Raw genomic sequence first — 15,682 nt, 5'->3', positions numbered from 1 at the left:
CGTATTGCTGGAAAGGTTAAATAATAGAAATGACAAAAGCTATTGTTAGTGCACTAAAAATAGCAAGTGCAATCAACCCATTCTTTTCTCGCGAGTTCATTTCTTCATGCTTTACGTATGTATCAATCACAACGATCGCACAAATTGTTTTTACCACCAGCAACACAGTTATCTGTAAGTAATCCGCAGCTGTTAGTTGGTTGAAACTCACTTGAAAACTTTCTCGCAGTTTTATCCCCATTAATCCAAAAAGAATAAACGGTGTTAAAAAGTACAAGAAGACTATTATTTTGGATTTTATATGCATATTAATATCCTCACTTTTTATAAGAGTTAGTTTTAGTAAGAAGTATATTGTTATTGTACTCTCGATAAAGGCTTTTGTAACTCGCTTTGTGGGAGTTGAGAGTAATTGAAGCCGTTAGTATTTTTGTTTAAAAGCGAACATTCTAATAAATTTTATCATTATAGTTAAGTTTTTGGTTGAAAACTGTTGTTTATATTGTTATATTATCAAAGTAAACTACATAAAAACGAATTACTCGTATATGCTCGGTAATAAGGTTTGAGTGTTTCTACCCAGTTCCCAATGAAAGAACTGGACTACGAGTTGAAGTATATTTGTATGATCGGGTTTTCCGTTTCAGCAACTCTGTGAATTGGCACCTGCTCAATTACTATACTTTGACTCATATGGTCTAGAGGTAGAAAGCATTCTACATACTCTAGACTTTTTTGTTTGAACTTATTCGAGTGAGATACTACAACTGGGGGAGAAAACATTATGAAAAAATATGGTTTGTTTGCGATCGCAGCAGTACTTTTTTTATCAGCACTAGCAGGGTTTAATTTTAACCAAACAGCAGCAGGAAAAGAGAAGGCGAAAAGACCGATCATCATTCAAGGACCTATGCCGATTGAAGCGGAGAATTTTGCAAAACGTTTAAAGAATGTAAAAGAAGAGAAGTCTGGAAATTTTGTATTTTATAAAGGCACGCTTGATAACTATCCGGTAATCGTTGCAAAAACGGGTAAAGGTATGGAAAACACAGCAGCGGCAACAGCCATTGCAATCGAAAAGTACAAGCCAGTTGCCATCATCAACCAAGGTACGTCTGGTGGACATGATCCGAGTCTAAACGTTTTTGATATCGTGCTCGGCAAGAGAACGGTAAATTTAGGTTCATTAAAAACGCCTCATAAAGAATCGAACGAAGGTATCCACCCAACTTCTTGGATCCCGATGGACTTGATGGCATCTGAAGGCAGTGCTGGGGAAGATCCGAATGCTGAAAAAGCTCGTTACTTCGAGGGAGACAAGGCGTTGTTAGCGGCGGCTCATGCGGTAAAGGACAAGTACACGAAAGGGAAAGTCGTTGAAGGTACAATCGGTTCTGCGGACGTTTGGAATAATGAAGTAGATCGCATCAAATGGTTCCACGAGAACTTTGGAACATCAGTAGAAGAGATGGAAGGCGCGTCAGCTGCACAGATTTCTAAAGCGTATGATGTTGCGTTCTTGGGAATCCGCGTACTTTCTAACAACAAAACAAACGGCGGCAAATACGATCCGACAACGGCGGCTGCTAACCAAGACTATGTGTATGAAGTGGTTAAACAATATATTGCTATGAAAAAAGATAAATAATCCGTATTAGAAAATCCCGCTGAACTTGCTTCAGCGGGATTTGGTTCGTTCTGCTCTGTCGAACATGAAATAGATTCGCTTTTAGGGCTTTCTTACAGGTTCTTAGTACTGATTGTATTATGGAAAGGAGCAGTTTTGCTACCAAAAATGGTCTGCTTATTTTCAAAGCTGTTTGCAGCTCGTGTTTGATAGTAAAAGGACACTTTGGAGCCCTTTCAAAGAGAGGAGTCCACGAGTTTAGAGGCAATGAATCGGGTAGTATCACCAAAAGTTTGAAATTAACAACTTTTGAAGGATTCATAATTTGATAAATGAGTTATGATTGAAGAAGAAAACCAAACAATCAGGTAAAGGAGATATAATCATGGAACAAACACTTTACGAAAAAGTTGGCGGCGAGGAAGCCGTCACGAAGGTAGTAGATTATTTTTATGATGAGCTCGTTCTAAAAGATGAATCTGTTAATCATTTCTTTGAAAATACCGATATGGAAAAACAAAAAAACCACCAAGCTAAATTCATCAGTTTTGCTTTAGGCGGTCCTAAGCAATATAGTGGTAAATCTATGGAAAAAGCGCATGAAGGCTTAAATCTGCAACCCGAGCATTTCAACAGCATTGCTACACATTTGCATGACGCACTTGCTCACTTTGGAGTACCAGAAGATGATATCCAAAAAGCTCTAACGAAAGTCGCAACTTTAAAAGATGACATTCTCTATAAATAGGAACTAAAAAAATGCCCAGAGTAATAAAACTCTGGAGCATTTTTTATTTCAATATGAAAATTCCAACAAGCGAATACACGATAACGGTTGAAAACAGGATCGTCATGTGAATCAGAGAATAGATGAAAAGCAGCTTCGCCCACTTCTCTGAATCTTTGTTTTTCTTGTATCCGTAGATGCTTAATACAAGCCATCCAACGTTCATGAGCAGTGCTACTAGCGTTAAGCCTAAGCTTAATGGCAGAAACAGAAAGCTGGTTAAGCTTAGAAGCACTAGGTAAATGTTCGTTTGCGTGTACGTTCTTTTTACACCTTTTACAACAGGCAGCATCGGAATACGAGCAGCTTTATATTCATCGTGACGGCGGATCGCAATCGCATAAAAGTGAGGCATCTGCCAAATCACCTGTATGATGAATAACGCCGCAATCGCAGGGTGTGCAAGAGTTCCGGTCATTGCCGCCCACCCAATCAGGGGAGGCATCGCTCCAGAAATACTGCCGACTTCTGTGTTGTAGATTGTTCTGCGCTTCGTCCACATCGTATAAGGAACCACGTAAAAGAATAGACCAAGAAAACCTAGCACTGCAGCAAGTGGTGTTGTGAATGCGAGCGCTACAATTCCAAGTACAGCCATCACAGCTCCTAAAGTTATGGCAGACTTTATGTTGATCTCGCCCGTAACAGTAGGTCTTCCTTTTGTTCGTTCCATTATTGCATCGATGTCCCGGTCGTAAACGTTGTTAAACGTACCAGCAGCACCAATGACTAAAATCGTACCGATCAAGACAAATAAGACATCTAGAATCTTCGTGCCTGGATCAATATCGTACGTATATAAAGCCAGCGTAAGTCCTGCAAACATGGGAACAAGGTTCGATTTGATGATCCCTGTTTTCACCGTTTGTGACAGGACCTCTGACCGTTTTTGTTTTTCTATACTAACACTTCTCTCCATACTATAAGACACCATCTTCACAATATTTCTCTCTCTATATTATCCATATAGTGTAACCTTAAATCCACCTCTATTAAAGCACTAAATCTTTTCCCAGTACAAATAATAGAACACCTGAGGACACATTACAAAAGGGTTTTGTGAACGTTTTGTGAGGTTTGTGTGATGGAAATGTGATACAAACGCTTACGAGGCTTGAGGTCTAACGGTTTAAAATGGTGAAGTGTTGTTGCAATAAGAATTGTAGAATCGCGCGCTCAATCGATCGGTATAAAAAGAAAATATGAGGCTAAAGTTGTCATTTGGAAAATTTTGAAACATTTCGTTTATCTATGTCGTATTATTAAGTAGATAGTAAATGGGAGGGAAGTACACATGGAATCCATCTTATCTATTCTTGTCCTGGTATCCCTGATCTTCTCCATTATATATGTAGTTCGGCAGCGTAAGGCACAGGGTATTACCGGTTTGAAGACAGCTTTAACATCGATCTGTTTCTTTTTGGTCGCTGTAATGAATCTCCTCGCATACTGGTTTGATTTCCTTGGCATTTGGAGCTGGGGGAGTACAGTAGGGTTGTTGCTGTTAGGGGCGTATTTTACGAAGTATTTGCAGCCCGCGCAGTCGTAATGGATTTGAAATCGTTCATATACCAATAACGTGAAATTATTTTTCGATGTGGTTTTTGTAGATAATTAAAACATGTTCAGAAGCATTTGTTAGTTTGGGGTGGAGAGAATGTACGATAAAATTAAATTACAACTTTTAAATGACGAATCTTTAATAAGTGAAGTTAAGAATGTCTTTGCAATGCATGGGATTATTAGAGATAAAGGTTATTTCGAGAAATGTTATGAAGAAAATATCAGTGGAGAGCGAATTACCATTTTAGCTTATTATGACGGTATTTTAGCAGGATGCTCTCATTTGAAAAAAGTGTCTGATTACCCTTACTTTAAGAAAAATGACATACCAGAGATCAATGACTTGAATGTTTTTTCCGCTTTCAGAAACAAAGGTATTGCAGGACGAATAATAGATGAGCTAGAAGCAGCTATTTCTGAAACACATGATACTGTTGGAATTGGAGTCGGATTGTTTAGTGATTACGGGACTGCGCAGCGTTTGTATTGTAAGAAAGGTTATATCCCTGATGGTCATGGCCTTCAATACAATTATGAGCAAGTCCAGCCTGGTACTCATGTGTTTGTTGATGATGACTTGAATCTATATTATACGAAACAACTAAATGGCTAAAGAGGTGAGGGCATGCCCAATTACCAAAATACAAACCTTCCGAATAAACTGGCAAAACCCGCTCAACGGGCCCTTGCATCTGCAGGCATCTCGACAATTGAACAGCTTACTAGTTGGACTGAAACAGAACTTATGAAACTACATGGAATGGGTCCAAAAGCAATGGGGCAGCTACTAGATGCACTCAAAGAAAAGGGACTGTCGTTTAAAAAATAGTGAATGTTTTATACATAAAAAGGAGAGCGCTTACATGAAGCAAGTCACACTAGAAAAAGCAATACTTAACGATGCTGATGAATTAACAGCGATTATGAAAAAAACGTTTGATCAGGAAGCGGAAAAATGGCTACAGGATCAAAATATCACCGACTACAATATTCAACCACCGGGATACTCTTCCATAGAAATGACAAAGTACATGATTAGAGAATTGGAATACTTCAAAGTTCTGTACGGAGGGTTATTGGTAGGTGGACTGATTGCAACTGTTTCAGGAAAATCATACGGCAGAATTGATCGGATATTTGTCGATCCAGCATTTCAAGGGAAGGGGATTGGGTCAGCGGTTATCACCTTAATTGAAAAAGAGTTTCCTCATATGAGAGCTTGGGATCTGGAAACATCGAGCAGGCAACTGAACAATCATCACTTTTATAAAAAGATGGGCTATGTCACTAGTTTCGAAGGTGAAGATGAGTTTTGTTATGTTAAACAACTGGAAGCTTCTGGTGAACAGGATCGTTTAGTAAAAAACAAAGATCTATCTATCATGAAGTATGAAAATAGCAACTTAAGTCAATCAAAATATTACCAAGTTACCTTAGAAGGCAGTTCTGTGAGTAATAGCAACGCAAGCCACTTCCATATAAGTAACTGCAATCTTAGTCATTCTAAATTTCAAAACATCAATTACCGAAATACGCTCTTTGCTGATTTAAATCTATCTGGTAGTGAAATGATTTACGTCACTTTAGGTGGTGTGCGTTTTACAGATACGAACCTTGGCGACCAAAATACACCTGTAACTTTTGAGCGATGTGATCTGCACGGTTCAAAGCTAACAAACTGTGACCTCAGAAATGTTGAGATTGAGAAAAGTGACATAACAGGTATGAAAATTGATAATATCCCCGTTGAGGAACTTCTCAAATTATATAACGAAAACAGCAAAATTAGATAACGGGGGATACACCATGAATGATTCATTTCCAGAATTTATTTACTTACGTCCGATTTTTATCGCATTTATTATTATTCTTTTCTTGGTATTAGGAGCAGTAAGTATTCAGAGAAAGAATAAGCTTCTTAATCAATTCAGTTTCTACAGCATTACATTTATTTGTTTGCTCATTTCAACGATTACATTGACCGCTTCAGGTTACATCGTAGATGATTATGGCCTAGGTGGTGACGAGGTTTCATTTTATATGTGGATGGCTATTGTAGGGTTATCTGCCTTAAACACGTTTGTTTTTCTTTTAAAAGAAGGGCGTGAAAAGGAGGCCGTTAACCGATGACTTTGCGTTTCCCTATTACCTTTGCTTTAATAATGCTTGTTGGTCCTATTATGAAATTTTTTATTCCAAATACCTGGGAAGTGTGGCAATATGCTTTATTATCAGGTGTTACAGTAGGTATTCTGCTCTGGGGAATATATAAAATAGGTCTTGATAAGAAAACTGTGCCAATCTGGCTGGGTGTTTCAATGATCATAGCAGCATTTTTTGGTTCAATCTATCTAGCCGAATTACTTGAGTCGCAAATATAATAGTGAAAGTTGGTCTCTAAAGGGACCAACTTTTTGCATATTATCCTTCACCCAGAAACTCAGCAAAATAAAGCAACCATACTTTCTTTACCGTATATCTTCTGAGTTCACCTTGTGTGGCTTTTTCAATAGGAGGATCAGTTAAGAGATAAACCTTCTTGTTGACTCGCTCAAATTCTTGCCGATCACTCCCATTTACCAGTTTATCTTCTTGTATTTCAGTAACAATGGCTTTAATTGGGTATCCCATAACAAATACGTGAGTACGTAAAGCAAGTTGAGGGGAAAGGTGTAATACGATAAAAATGATTACGAGCGCTAGCGAAATTTTTAATTCAGTCCTTTTTTTCATGGTTTAACCGATAAACATTTCAGGAATTTCAGGAAACGTGCTTTTTCTAATTCACCTAACATAACAGTAGGAAGCTTTTTTCGAGCGTCTTCTTCCGACGCCCACATATAATCCGAATGTTCTTCAGACAACAAGACATCAGATGAAGGGGACTGACATAAATACGTCATTAAAACTACTTTTCTCGTAGCTTTTGTAAAAAAGGTTGTAGCGTACAATAGACGATCAACCGTTACAGAAAGGCCAGTTTCTTCACTTACTTCACGTATGAGTGCAGCTTCAATCGCTTCTTCAAACTCAATCTTCCCACCTGGGAATTCCCATGTTCCTGCCCCGATTTCGTCTTCAGCTGAGCGTTTTACAATTAACATTTTAGCCTCTGATACGATTACACCTTTCACGACGACATGAATCTCATTTTCTAGGTTCATCTCTAAATCCCCAATTCTTATGGAATATTTTTCTTTTTCATAGTAGCATATTGAGATATAGATTTTTATTATTTTGGGGTGAACCTATGAAGCTAGTATTATTATTCGGACCACAAGCAGTAGGGAAAATGACAGTGGGTCACGAATTAGAGAAGCTGACCGATTTAAAACTCTTTCACAATCATATGACCATTGATCTGGTGACTCCTTTTTTCGATTATGGATCAAAAGAAGGCAGAAGGTTGGTAAACTTATTTCGTTCTGAAATTTTTGAAGCGTTTGCCAAAAGTGACCAATATGGCATGATTTTTACTTATGTTTGGGCATTCAACTACCAAGCTGATTGGGATTTTGTTGAGGGTGTGTGTCAGGTGTTTGAGAAAGAAGGTGCAGAGGTTTACTTTGTAGAACTAGAGGCGGATCTAGAAACTAGACTTGAAAGAAACATCACACCTCATCGACTACAACACAAACCAACGAAACGGAATGTTGTGTGGTCGGAGAATGACCTAAAAACATCTATGGATAAATATCGGTTGAACTCCCATGAAGGGGAGATTCAAAAGAAAAACTACCTGCGGGTTAACAATACACGCTTGAGTCCAGAGCAAGTGGCTGCACAAATTAAAGAAGTGTTTGGTTTATAAATAAAAAAGAATAGTAAAAGTACAAATGGAAAGTGGAAAAACGATGTCCCCCTGTTTTTCATCTCTTTCATTTTTAAAAAGGAGCATTATTTTCATGATCAATAAGCCAATTTAACCAAACCGTTTTTATAAGTAAACAAATAAAGCATAAAAACGGGGGATTAACTTGAATAAAAATCGTAGTTTTCTTTTTCTTTTATTAGGTCAGTCATTAGTAAATATTGGGGATGTTTTGTATATTGTCGCTTTAATCAGTGCCTTATACACATTAACCGAGTCGGCAGCTGTTTCAGCATTCGTACCATTTACGGTTACATTTGCTATGTTTATCTCCAGTATTCTGACACCTTTAATTATTGGAAGAGTTAACTTGAAAGCAATTTTGTTATGGTCACAGATTGGAAAGACTCTTCTCTTATTGAGTTTAGGTTTTTTTATGATAACAAGTCTTAACCTATCCAACTATTACATCACCTTTTTGATAATTGGAGGAATTGCGCTACTTGATGGATGTGCAAATCCAGTTCGGCAAGCATTGATTCCATATTACGTAAAGGAAGAGAATTTAATCCAAGCAAATGGATTAGCGGAAACAATTACGCAGTCCATTCAAATAGGAACGTGGTTCTTTGGGAGTTTACTATTACTTGTAATTAACCCAAACCATTTAATCTGGATTGTAGTTTCTTTATTTGCAATAGCTAGCTGTATTTTAATATTCCTTAAAAAGGTGAAACACCAGACGGAACGACAAGAAAATAATTGGGATTTATTAACGCAAGGGTGGCGAACGATTAGGCATACCCCAGTGTTAAAAACTTTAGTGCAAATGGAATTTTTTGAAACCATCGCAGGTGCCGTTTGGATTGCAGCGGTAATGTACGTCTTTGTCGATAAAGCATTAAGAGCTGGAGAGCAATGGTGGGGATTTCTAAACGGTTCTTTTTTTATCGGATTAGTTATAGGGAGTATAGTATGTGTGAGATTTCCCCAGTACGTAGATAAAAATCGAAATGTCTTCATAGTTGCAGGAGCGAGTATGGCTTGCATTTTAACTGTGATCTTTAGCATGACTAGCAACGCAGTATTTGCATTGATGTTGTCAGCCCTGATCGGCTTTTTTGGACAATTAAAGAACATTCCTCAACAAACAGTTATACAAACTAGCGTCCCAAATGAACATCTAGCCACTGTTTATACATCTATAGGCACTGTTTCAACAGGTGTATTTGGGTTTGCTTCTTTATTCATGGGAGTCCTATCCGATTTCTTGGGTGTAAGAAGCGTATATTTTCTTTCGGGAATATTACTTTTAATCGTTAGTGTTTTGGCGTTTAAAGATAAGAAGTTATTTATGAAAAATGAAAAAATGCAACATAGCGCGTAAAGTTACTTAGTAAAAAGGAGCTTAGAGCTCCTTTTTATTATTCTATTACTCTGTCCAATTCAATGGTGGCTTGTTTAACTGTGGTGCGTACCCTAATTCTTTTGAAGCAGCGACAATGAACTCTTTTCTAAAGAAAAAACTTCTGTGGTAGACGATTTTTCCGTTTTCAACTTCCTGATATTGAATGTCATGAACCTGAGGACACTGATCTAATTCCGCAAGTACCACGATAACTGGTTTCCCCCATAATAGTGACTGGATAGCATGATGACCAGGCAGACCATAAGCAAGAGACCCCTCGCGAATCTCGTCCTTGTTAACTTCTAAAAATCCTAATGATGCTTCGTAATGTGCATGATCACTGATGAGTGATAGCATTCCTTCTATGTCACCATCGTTAAATGCGTTCAGGTAAGCTTGAATAACCTTGGATTTTTGTGGTGCATTTTTAGGCTTGTATTTTATGTCATCATGCTTATTTTCTTTAAGTTTTGTTTTCATTCTTCGAGTTGTAGCATAAACAGCGCCAGGTGTAGTCTTAACAATGCTCGCCACTTCTTCAGCTTTAAAGCGAAAGATCTCCATTAATAAAAATACAGCAGTCTGCCTTGGTGTAAAAAGTTCATATAGCTTTTCAAGTGCTTCTTCTAAGTCCAGGCTGTCCGAAAATTCTTCAATCGGTTCATGTTCTTCACCTAAAACACCGAGCGATCGCTTTTCTTTTCTGCAATAATCAATCCATGCATTCGTGGCAGTACGATAAAGATAGGACTTGAGATTTGTAGGTTGCCATCTTGTATATAAACCTCCGAGGGCTTTAAGCATTGTTTCTTGGAACAAGTCCTCACCATCCCATGGGGAACCGGTGAGATATCGGCAATATTTCCATAAGCCGTCACTGAAATCACGAATCTCTTCATCAAATCTTTGGCGAAGTTCAATAGACAGAGCGTGCAGTGTTTTGGTTGTTGATTGCGACAAGTTGAAAACTCCCTTCATTTTACCGTTCACTATATACGACGAAATCTGTACCGATAATTATACGCTTTTAAAGAAAAATTTTAAAAAAGTAAAAAGGGAATTGTGGTATGGTTAAATTGGATAAATGTTACAGTTGTGAATTATGAAGGAGTGAATTATGTGCAAAAAGTAGTCGATACTTTAAAAACTGTCAAAACAGATCAAGTAGGTATAATCATTTATTCAACTAAAAAACAAAAAATTGTGGCTTCATTAAACCCTGAATTAATTGTTTCTTTAGCTTCAGCGGCTAAATTACTTGTTGGATATTGCGTGGCTAGATGGGTAGAAAACGGTATGTACCATTGGAATGAAATGATTGAGCAGTATCAACTTGATCCAGAAGAAGATAGCGCTGTTCATTATCCGCATTTCCAAGGTAGAGCTTCTATTTCTTTAGGTGATCTTGTTGAAGTTATGATTGCTTGTCACGATAGTAGGGCTGCCGACAGTATTGTTACATATTGCGGTGGATGGGAAAAGATAAATCATGAGATTAGTAGGAATTTTAACAATATACATATTACACCAAATCCAAGGGACTTAGAAAATAAAGGTGAAGTTGGACAAGTGCTAAATATATTGAGTACGATCTACACAGGTTATCAAGCAGACCCCGAAATTTGGAAACCCGTTGTGAATGGGCTTGTACGTCCTATAGATCACCTTGAAGGTATTCCAAACCATTTTTTGAATCATATGAGTGGGGGCTTAGATAATCTGGTAGTGGATATCGGACTGCTAGGGGAGTTTAATCAACATCCTTTTCTCTATGTACTAGGTGCAAGTGGTCTTCCTAATCGTTATACAGACACCTATTCAGATGAAAGAATAGTAGAGTCTATGAAGTTGCTGTACAAAGAATACAACAATCAAAGAAAAGTAATTATCTAAAGGGGAAATGGAATGAACGGAATACTTCCTGAAACATTTATTAAGACGATAACAGGGATTCACGGAGACAAAGCTTCAGAATGGCTGGAGAATTTTGAACAGTTGATTGCTAATTGCGAAAAGCGCTATCATCTTCACATTCAAGAACCTTTTGACCTTTCTTACAATTTTGTCGCTCCTGCTGTCCGAAAAGATGGTAAAGAAGTAGTCGTGAAAATCGTACTTTCCAGTCATGAATTTGAAACTGAACTAAAAGCGCTTCAGCATATGGCAAGCAAAAGCGCAGTTAAAGTGTTGGAATATGAAGCAGAACAAGGCATTATGATTCTAGAGCGATTGAGCCCTGGGCATACGTTAGCTGAAGTGGAGGATGATGAAGAGGCCACACAAATTGCTGCAAACGTCATGAAGGAATTAATCGTTCCAGCACCACTTCACTCAAATCTTCCAACAGTTGTAGATCGAGAAAATAGCTTAAAAAGAATTTACAGAAATCATATTAACGGTTATGGTCCCATCCCTAAAGAGACTATTGAAGAGGCGCTACACATTTTTGCACGTCTAAATGGCTCAATTGAAATGCAGTATTTGCTTCATGGTGATCTTCATCATTACAACATTTTGAAAAATGGCGAGTCATGGGTTGCGATTGATCCGAAGGGGTTGATTGGCGACCCTGAATATGAAGTAGTTCAATATCTTCTCAATAAACTGCCAGAAAATGATGTGGAAGAGATTACAGAAAAACGAATTGATATTTTCGTAGAGAAATTGAACTTAGACAAAGAGAGAGTTTTGTTAAGAGCGTATTCTCATGCTGTATTAGCAACGTGCTGGACAGTGGAAGATGGGAATTACAGCGAGAACTTTTTTAGTACCATTCAACTGTTTAGAAACCTGTGTGATACATACAACTTACGATAGTAGAAAAGATAAGGTAAACAAAACGAACATGTATTGATGCTGATAAGTGACGTAGAAATTATGGATATAATATAATAAAGTAAAGTAATGTGGAGGTGAAGCTATGGCGACAAAAGATCTTCGAAAGCTAGCTCACAAGTTGCTTGATGAATTAAAAGAAGAAGATGTGTCAGAAGTCATTAAAACAATGCGGAATATGAAGAATAATAAAAGTAATGTGGATGATAATGGGTTTCCCATTGAAAAACCTACCTATGAAGAACTAGAGGCTTTAAAGAAGGCAAAGAAAGAAATATCCAATGGAGAATCTTATACTCATGAAGAGGTGTTTGGAGAAGACGATTATGTATGAACTTCATTACTCCAAACAAGCCGTTAAGTATATTAAAAAGCAAGACAAGCCAACTAAAAAAAGAATTGAAAAAGCACTGCTCACCTTAGCCGAGAATCCATATCAGAGAGGTAATCTTGATATTTGTTCACTAGAAGGTGTTGACAGTGCTTTTCGTTTGAGAATTGGAGATTTGAGAATATTATATGAAATAATTGAAAATGAGCTTATAATTTTTATTATTGCAGCAGGTAGTAGAGGTGATATTTACAAATAAAACTTATATCAGAGGTCTTTAAAATGAAGGCCTCTTTTATGTGCGATAAAGGAGGATTAATTCTTCATTATCAAGAATGGTAAGTATACTCTGCATAATACAATGGTATTAAAAGTTGAATTAGAAGCAGAGGTTAGAATTTTAATGCGATTTAGATGGAAGGTAGGACAATGAAATATTTAAAACGCTTTTTCTTTAAACGCGGCAAAAATAACATTGGAGAACTGTTGAGTCTCTTAGTTGTATTTTCAGTCCTTCAATTTGTAGATTTTGCAGTAATAAGAAACAGCCCTTTACTTTTTATACTGCTTATTTTAGGAATCATGGTTATTTTTAGAGTCTGTGATGCGTTATTTGATATGTTACTAGGCGATAAGAACAAAGTGATTGGATCTGGCTCATATTTTATTGTGATTTTCCTCTTTATTATCGTGATAACTTATATTGGGAGCTAGGAGAAAACGATTTGACCATTCTAAATAGCTTTTTTACAGCCGCAGCATTTGTATTTTTTCTTTTTCTTTTTGAAAGAGAAAGATACAGAGGGACTGTATTAAGAAGAGTTTATATTCTTTCCGTGGAACTAATTGTCCTGTCGATCTTAATTTATTTTACAGACAAACTATTTAGCTAGGGGGTGAAAAACCTTGTCGACCTATTGGAAGTACCTTCTATACATAATTGAGCACAAACTTAATGTTTTTATAGAATGCTGGAATGAAGGCTCTACGTACAAGCCTTCACTCATGATTTGTCCAAGTTTCACCCTGTTGAGTTCTTTCCGTATGCCAGAAAGTTTTATTCAAACAAGAAAGTGGATGAGGTGGAATGGCAGATAGCCTGGCTGCATCATCAGCACCATAATAAACATCATTGGAATTATTGGGTTGTTGATCAAGTTAAGAGAGAAGCTGTGCCTATACCGACAAAATACTTGCTTGAAATGATTTGCGACTATCGTTCATTAACGAGACATTGGGGAAGTAAAAGAACAGACACTAACATTTCAGAACGGCTTATTTTGAATTTGATGACTGAAAAAGTGATTCTCCATCCCAAGACAAGGGAAGAGTGTAAAAAATTGATTGAAACGTTTAAACCCATGAATGCTCAGGAAAAAATCTGAGCATTTTTTATTTGAAATTAATTGTAAAATTTTGCAACTTTTCTTATGGTTAAAACGTGGATGATGTGAAAGGGGGAGCGGTAGTGCAGCTTGAGGATGTTTATAAACTTTATATGAATGATTTATACCGCTATTTATATTCTCTTTCAAAGGATCACTATGTTGCGGAAGATTTGATGCAAGAAGCTTTTTACAAGGCATACCTAACATTAGCGGATTACGAGATTAGCAATATTAAAGCATGGTTGTTTAAAGTTGCGTATCACGCTTTTATTGATTATCAAAGGAAAAATAAACGAACAATACTTGCTGACGAAATCAGGCAAAGTATTGAAGCCAACTCGGATACGCCAGAGAAAAAAATCGTAGAAAAGGAATCTTTTAGTCTATTGCTTGAGGACTTAAATCAATTAAAAGAAATAGAAAAGCAAGCTGTTTTGTTATGCGACCTGCATGAACTTTCTTATCAAGAAGCTGCAGATGTTCTTGAATTAAAGGTGAACACATTTAAGAGCCATATTCTTAGAGGACGTAAAAAGTTGATGGAAAGAGTAAAGGAAAGGATGTACAGAGATGACTGATAATAAAAACGATAAAGGAAAAGATGAAGAGCTCTATAAAGCGTATTTAATGAACAGTAAGCAGGACTTTAAGGAATCACATGCCCTTTCAGAAGAGGAGCAGAGAAAAATTATTAATGTTGGCCGAAATACAGCTCGTAATACAACCATAATGGTCAGCTTAGCTATATTGCTTTTGATTATGCCCGTCATGACATTGATGACCTACATGTACTATGGATTCGGAGGTAAAGCGAATAAGTTGATTGATGTTGTTGGTAAAACGCTGTATGTTACCGAACCGAATATTAGTCTGGAAGAAATGGAAATAGAGAGCGATATCGGTTTGTTTTCAATGCACATCTTGTTTGATACCTATAAACGCATTGGTCAAGAGGATTATAAGGCAGAGAATGTAGATGTTTACTTCGGACTGGATACACCTTCACAACCAAAAAGGATTTCTTTTCTAGAAAAATTTCCTCCAAAGGGCTATGGTGATGAATTTTTAAAAGAGTCACAAAAGATGTTTCATCCAGAAGCAGAAGTTCCTTATCATATGAATGATGAATGGAGTATCTTGCAACAGCTTCCGGATGGTACTGTTGCTGAAGCGTATATTTCGCTTTCTGAATTAATGAAATCAGATGATCTAAATAACCTCTTCCCTAAAGAGATCGAGATTCGTTGGCTGGCTGTGGATACGGGACTAGAAGCAAAACAAGTTGACGGTGAAGGTGTGCCGATTACACCGATCGGCTACCCAGCTCAAATTGATACAACCACTTGGTCTCCTTTTAACGGCAGAGACCAAACCAATGAGGAAGTATTTATGGATATTTTATCCTTGCTCGAGAAAAATGAACAGACGGCTGAAATGGTTTCTACAGCAAAATCACTCGAAATAAAAGAACGTCGAAACTATTTAAAAGACAATGGAATCAACATTTATGGAGCGGTTATTACCGGCCCGACTCCAGAATTAAGAAAGTTAGAGCAAGTTAAAGAAATTCGCGCATTAAAGGTAGGTGAGGTGAAACTATGGAATTGGAAATGAATAAGAAAACCGAGAATCGAAGAAAACTACAGACATTAACTGGGTTCATCTCATTTTCGATTGGACTGATGGTACTTGCCGTATTAAATATAGTACTACTTATTGAACCAATGGATTTACCTGAATTTCTACTGTTTTCATTGCCATTTCTAGGAGTAATTCTTGGCGTAATAGGATTATTTACGAAAAATCGATCAAGGTTGTATGCATGGTGGGGAATTGGCTTGAATCTTTTTATATACGTGTTTATAGGATTGATGTTCGTGCTTGCATGGTCCATTAATGCTAAACCTTAAAATTCAAATGACCTGAATTCAC

The 15,682-nt window shown here is 37.2% G+C and carries 23 protein-coding genes and 1 riboswitch; of the genes, 18 read left to right on the top strand and 5 right to left on the bottom strand.

Annotation, left to right across the window (positions count from 1 at the left end; all coding sequences use genetic code 11):
- Nucleotides 1-16 precede the first annotated feature (16 nt).
- Complete coding sequence (locus tag QUF49_RS14060; RefSeq protein ID WP_289496258.1) at nucleotides 17-277, bottom strand: hypothetical protein; 261 nt, start codon at nucleotides 275-277, stop codon at nucleotides 17-19.
- Between the two features lie 245 nt (nucleotides 278-522).
- A riboswitch (purine riboswitch) is annotated at nucleotides 523-626 on the top strand.
- A gap of 158 nt (nucleotides 627-784) precedes the next feature.
- Here QUF49_RS14060 and QUF49_RS14055 point away from each other — a divergent pair.
- Complete coding sequence (locus QUF49_RS14055; RefSeq protein WP_289496257.1) at nucleotides 785-1,648, top strand: 5'-methylthioadenosine/S-adenosylhomocysteine nucleosidase; 864 nt, start codon at nucleotides 785-787, stop codon at nucleotides 1,646-1,648.
- A gap of 364 nt (nucleotides 1,649-2,012) precedes the next feature.
- Nucleotides 2,013-2,375, top strand: coding sequence for a group I truncated hemoglobin (locus QUF49_RS14050; RefSeq protein WP_289496256.1), 363 nt, complete (start codon nucleotides 2,013-2,015; stop codon nucleotides 2,373-2,375).
- A gap of 43 nt (nucleotides 2,376-2,418) precedes the next feature.
- On the opposite strand, the gene cyoE is transcribed toward QUF49_RS14050, so the two are convergent.
- A complete protein-coding gene (gene cyoE / locus QUF49_RS14045) occupies nucleotides 2,419-3,333 on the bottom strand; it encodes a heme o synthase (RefSeq protein ID WP_289496255.1) in 915 nt (304 codons plus the stop codon).
- Nucleotides 3,334-4,071: 738 nt separating this feature from the next.
- On the opposite strand from cyoE, the gene QUF49_RS14040 reads away from it, so the two are divergent.
- The 5 genes from QUF49_RS14040 to QUF49_RS14020 are packed head-to-tail and all read left to right on the top strand — an operon-like array spanning nucleotide 4,072 to nucleotide 6,358.
- Complete coding sequence (locus QUF49_RS14040) at nucleotides 4,072-4,590, top strand: GNAT family N-acetyltransferase (RefSeq protein WP_289496254.1); 519 nt, start codon at nucleotides 4,072-4,074, stop codon at nucleotides 4,588-4,590.
- Nucleotides 4,591-4,602: 12 nt separating this feature from the next.
- A complete protein-coding gene (locus tag QUF49_RS14035; RefSeq protein WP_289496253.1) occupies nucleotides 4,603-4,806 on the top strand; it encodes a helix-hairpin-helix domain-containing protein in 204 nt (67 codons plus the stop codon).
- 34 nt (nucleotides 4,807-4,840) lie between these two features.
- Complete coding sequence (locus QUF49_RS14030; RefSeq protein WP_289496252.1) at nucleotides 4,841-5,770, top strand: GNAT family N-acetyltransferase; 930 nt, start codon at nucleotides 4,841-4,843, stop codon at nucleotides 5,768-5,770.
- A 13-nt stretch (nucleotides 5,771-5,783) separates the two neighbouring features.
- Entirely contained in the window at nucleotides 5,784-6,107 is a 324-nt protein-coding gene (locus QUF49_RS14025) for a hypothetical protein (protein ID WP_289496251.1), read from the top strand.
- A complete protein-coding gene (locus QUF49_RS14020) occupies nucleotides 6,104-6,358 on the top strand; it encodes a hypothetical protein (protein WP_289496249.1) in 255 nt (84 codons plus the stop codon). Before QUF49_RS14025 ends, QUF49_RS14020 begins: the two co-directional genes overlap by 4 nt.
- A 40-nt stretch (nucleotides 6,359-6,398) precedes the next feature.
- Here QUF49_RS14020 and QUF49_RS14015 read toward each other — a convergent pair whose 3' ends face one another.
- Entirely contained in the window at nucleotides 6,399-6,710 is a 312-nt protein-coding gene (locus QUF49_RS14015) for a hypothetical protein (RefSeq protein WP_289496248.1), read from the bottom strand.
- Entirely contained in the window at nucleotides 6,707-7,141 is a 435-nt protein-coding gene (locus QUF49_RS14010; RefSeq protein WP_289496247.1) for an NUDIX hydrolase, read from the bottom strand. Before QUF49_RS14010 ends, QUF49_RS14015 begins: the two co-directional genes overlap by 4 nt.
- Before the next feature lie 86 nt (nucleotides 7,142-7,227).
- Between QUF49_RS14010 and QUF49_RS14005 the strand changes: the two genes are divergently transcribed.
- Together QUF49_RS14005 and QUF49_RS14000 are read left to right on the top strand one after the other, a co-directional pair.
- On the top strand, nucleotides 7,228-7,788 hold the full coding sequence (locus QUF49_RS14005) for an AAA family ATPase (protein WP_289496246.1): 561 nt from the start codon (nucleotides 7,228-7,230) through the stop codon (nucleotides 7,786-7,788).
- 166 nt (nucleotides 7,789-7,954) lie between these two features.
- Nucleotides 7,955-9,175: an MFS transporter gene (locus QUF49_RS14000; protein ID WP_289496245.1), complete on the top strand. Its 1,221-nt coding sequence runs from the start codon at nucleotides 7,955-7,957 to the stop codon at nucleotides 9,173-9,175.
- A 45-nt stretch (nucleotides 9,176-9,220) separates the two neighbouring features.
- Here the strand turns inward: QUF49_RS14000 and QUF49_RS13995 are convergent, their stop codons facing one another.
- Nucleotides 9,221-10,156: a sigma-70 family RNA polymerase sigma factor gene (locus tag QUF49_RS13995; RefSeq protein ID WP_289496244.1), complete on the bottom strand. Its 936-nt coding sequence runs from the start codon at nucleotides 10,154-10,156 to the stop codon at nucleotides 9,221-9,223.
- A 159-nt stretch (nucleotides 10,157-10,315) separates the two neighbouring features.
- Between QUF49_RS13995 and QUF49_RS13990 the strand changes: the two genes are divergently transcribed.
- The 9 genes from QUF49_RS13990 (at nucleotide 10,316) to QUF49_RS13950 (ending at nucleotide 15,660) form a co-directional block, all read left to right on the top strand.
- The gene (locus tag QUF49_RS13990; protein ID WP_289496243.1) at nucleotides 10,316-11,089 is read left to right on the top strand and encodes a serine hydrolase; all 774 of its coding nucleotides are present in this window, start codon (nucleotides 10,316-10,318) and stop codon (nucleotides 11,087-11,089) included.
- A gap of 12 nt (nucleotides 11,090-11,101) precedes the next feature.
- Nucleotides 11,102-12,013 (top strand): aminoglycoside phosphotransferase family protein, encoded by a 912-nt coding sequence (locus QUF49_RS13985; RefSeq protein WP_289496241.1) that lies wholly within the window; start codon nucleotides 11,102-11,104, stop codon nucleotides 12,011-12,013.
- Nucleotides 12,014-12,116: 103 nt separating this feature from the next.
- Nucleotides 12,117-12,365 (top strand): hypothetical protein, encoded by a 249-nt coding sequence (locus tag QUF49_RS13980; RefSeq protein WP_289496240.1) that lies wholly within the window; start codon nucleotides 12,117-12,119, stop codon nucleotides 12,363-12,365.
- Nucleotides 12,358-12,621, top strand: a complete 264-nt coding sequence (locus QUF49_RS13975) for a type II toxin-antitoxin system RelE family toxin (protein ID WP_289496239.1) — start codon at nucleotides 12,358-12,360, stop codon at nucleotides 12,619-12,621. Before QUF49_RS13980 ends, QUF49_RS13975 begins: the two co-directional genes overlap by 8 nt.
- A 170-nt stretch (nucleotides 12,622-12,791) precedes the next feature.
- Nucleotides 12,792-13,076, top strand: a complete 285-nt coding sequence (locus tag QUF49_RS13970; protein ID WP_289496238.1) for a hypothetical protein — start codon at nucleotides 12,792-12,794, stop codon at nucleotides 13,074-13,076.
- A 296-nt stretch (nucleotides 13,077-13,372) separates the two neighbouring features.
- Nucleotides 13,373-13,747, top strand: coding sequence for a DUF5662 family protein (locus QUF49_RS13965; RefSeq protein ID WP_289496237.1), 375 nt, complete (start codon nucleotides 13,373-13,375; stop codon nucleotides 13,745-13,747).
- An 83-nt stretch (nucleotides 13,748-13,830) separates the two neighbouring features.
- A complete protein-coding gene (locus QUF49_RS13960; protein ID WP_289496236.1) occupies nucleotides 13,831-14,328 on the top strand; it encodes a sigma-70 family RNA polymerase sigma factor in 498 nt (165 codons plus the stop codon).
- Entirely contained in the window at nucleotides 14,321-15,364 is a 1,044-nt protein-coding gene (locus QUF49_RS13955) for an anti-sigma factor (protein WP_289496235.1), read from the top strand. The genes QUF49_RS13960 and QUF49_RS13955 overlap by 8 nt, the downstream gene beginning before the upstream one ends.
- Nucleotides 15,349-15,660 carry a hypothetical protein gene (locus QUF49_RS13950; protein ID WP_289496234.1) on the top strand — a complete coding sequence of 104 codons (312 nt, stop codon included), beginning with the start codon at nucleotides 15,349-15,351 and terminating at the stop codon, nucleotides 15,658-15,660. The genes QUF49_RS13955 and QUF49_RS13950 overlap by 16 nt, the downstream gene beginning before the upstream one ends.
- The last annotated feature ends 22 nt before the right edge of the window (nucleotides 15,661-15,682 follow it).

Origin of the sequence: Fictibacillus sp. b24 (assembly GCF_030348825.1) — a bacterium.
Classification (GTDB): Bacteria; Bacillota; Bacilli; order Bacillales; family Fictibacillaceae; genus Fictibacillus.
This window is presented reverse-complemented; position numbering and strand designations above follow the sequence as displayed.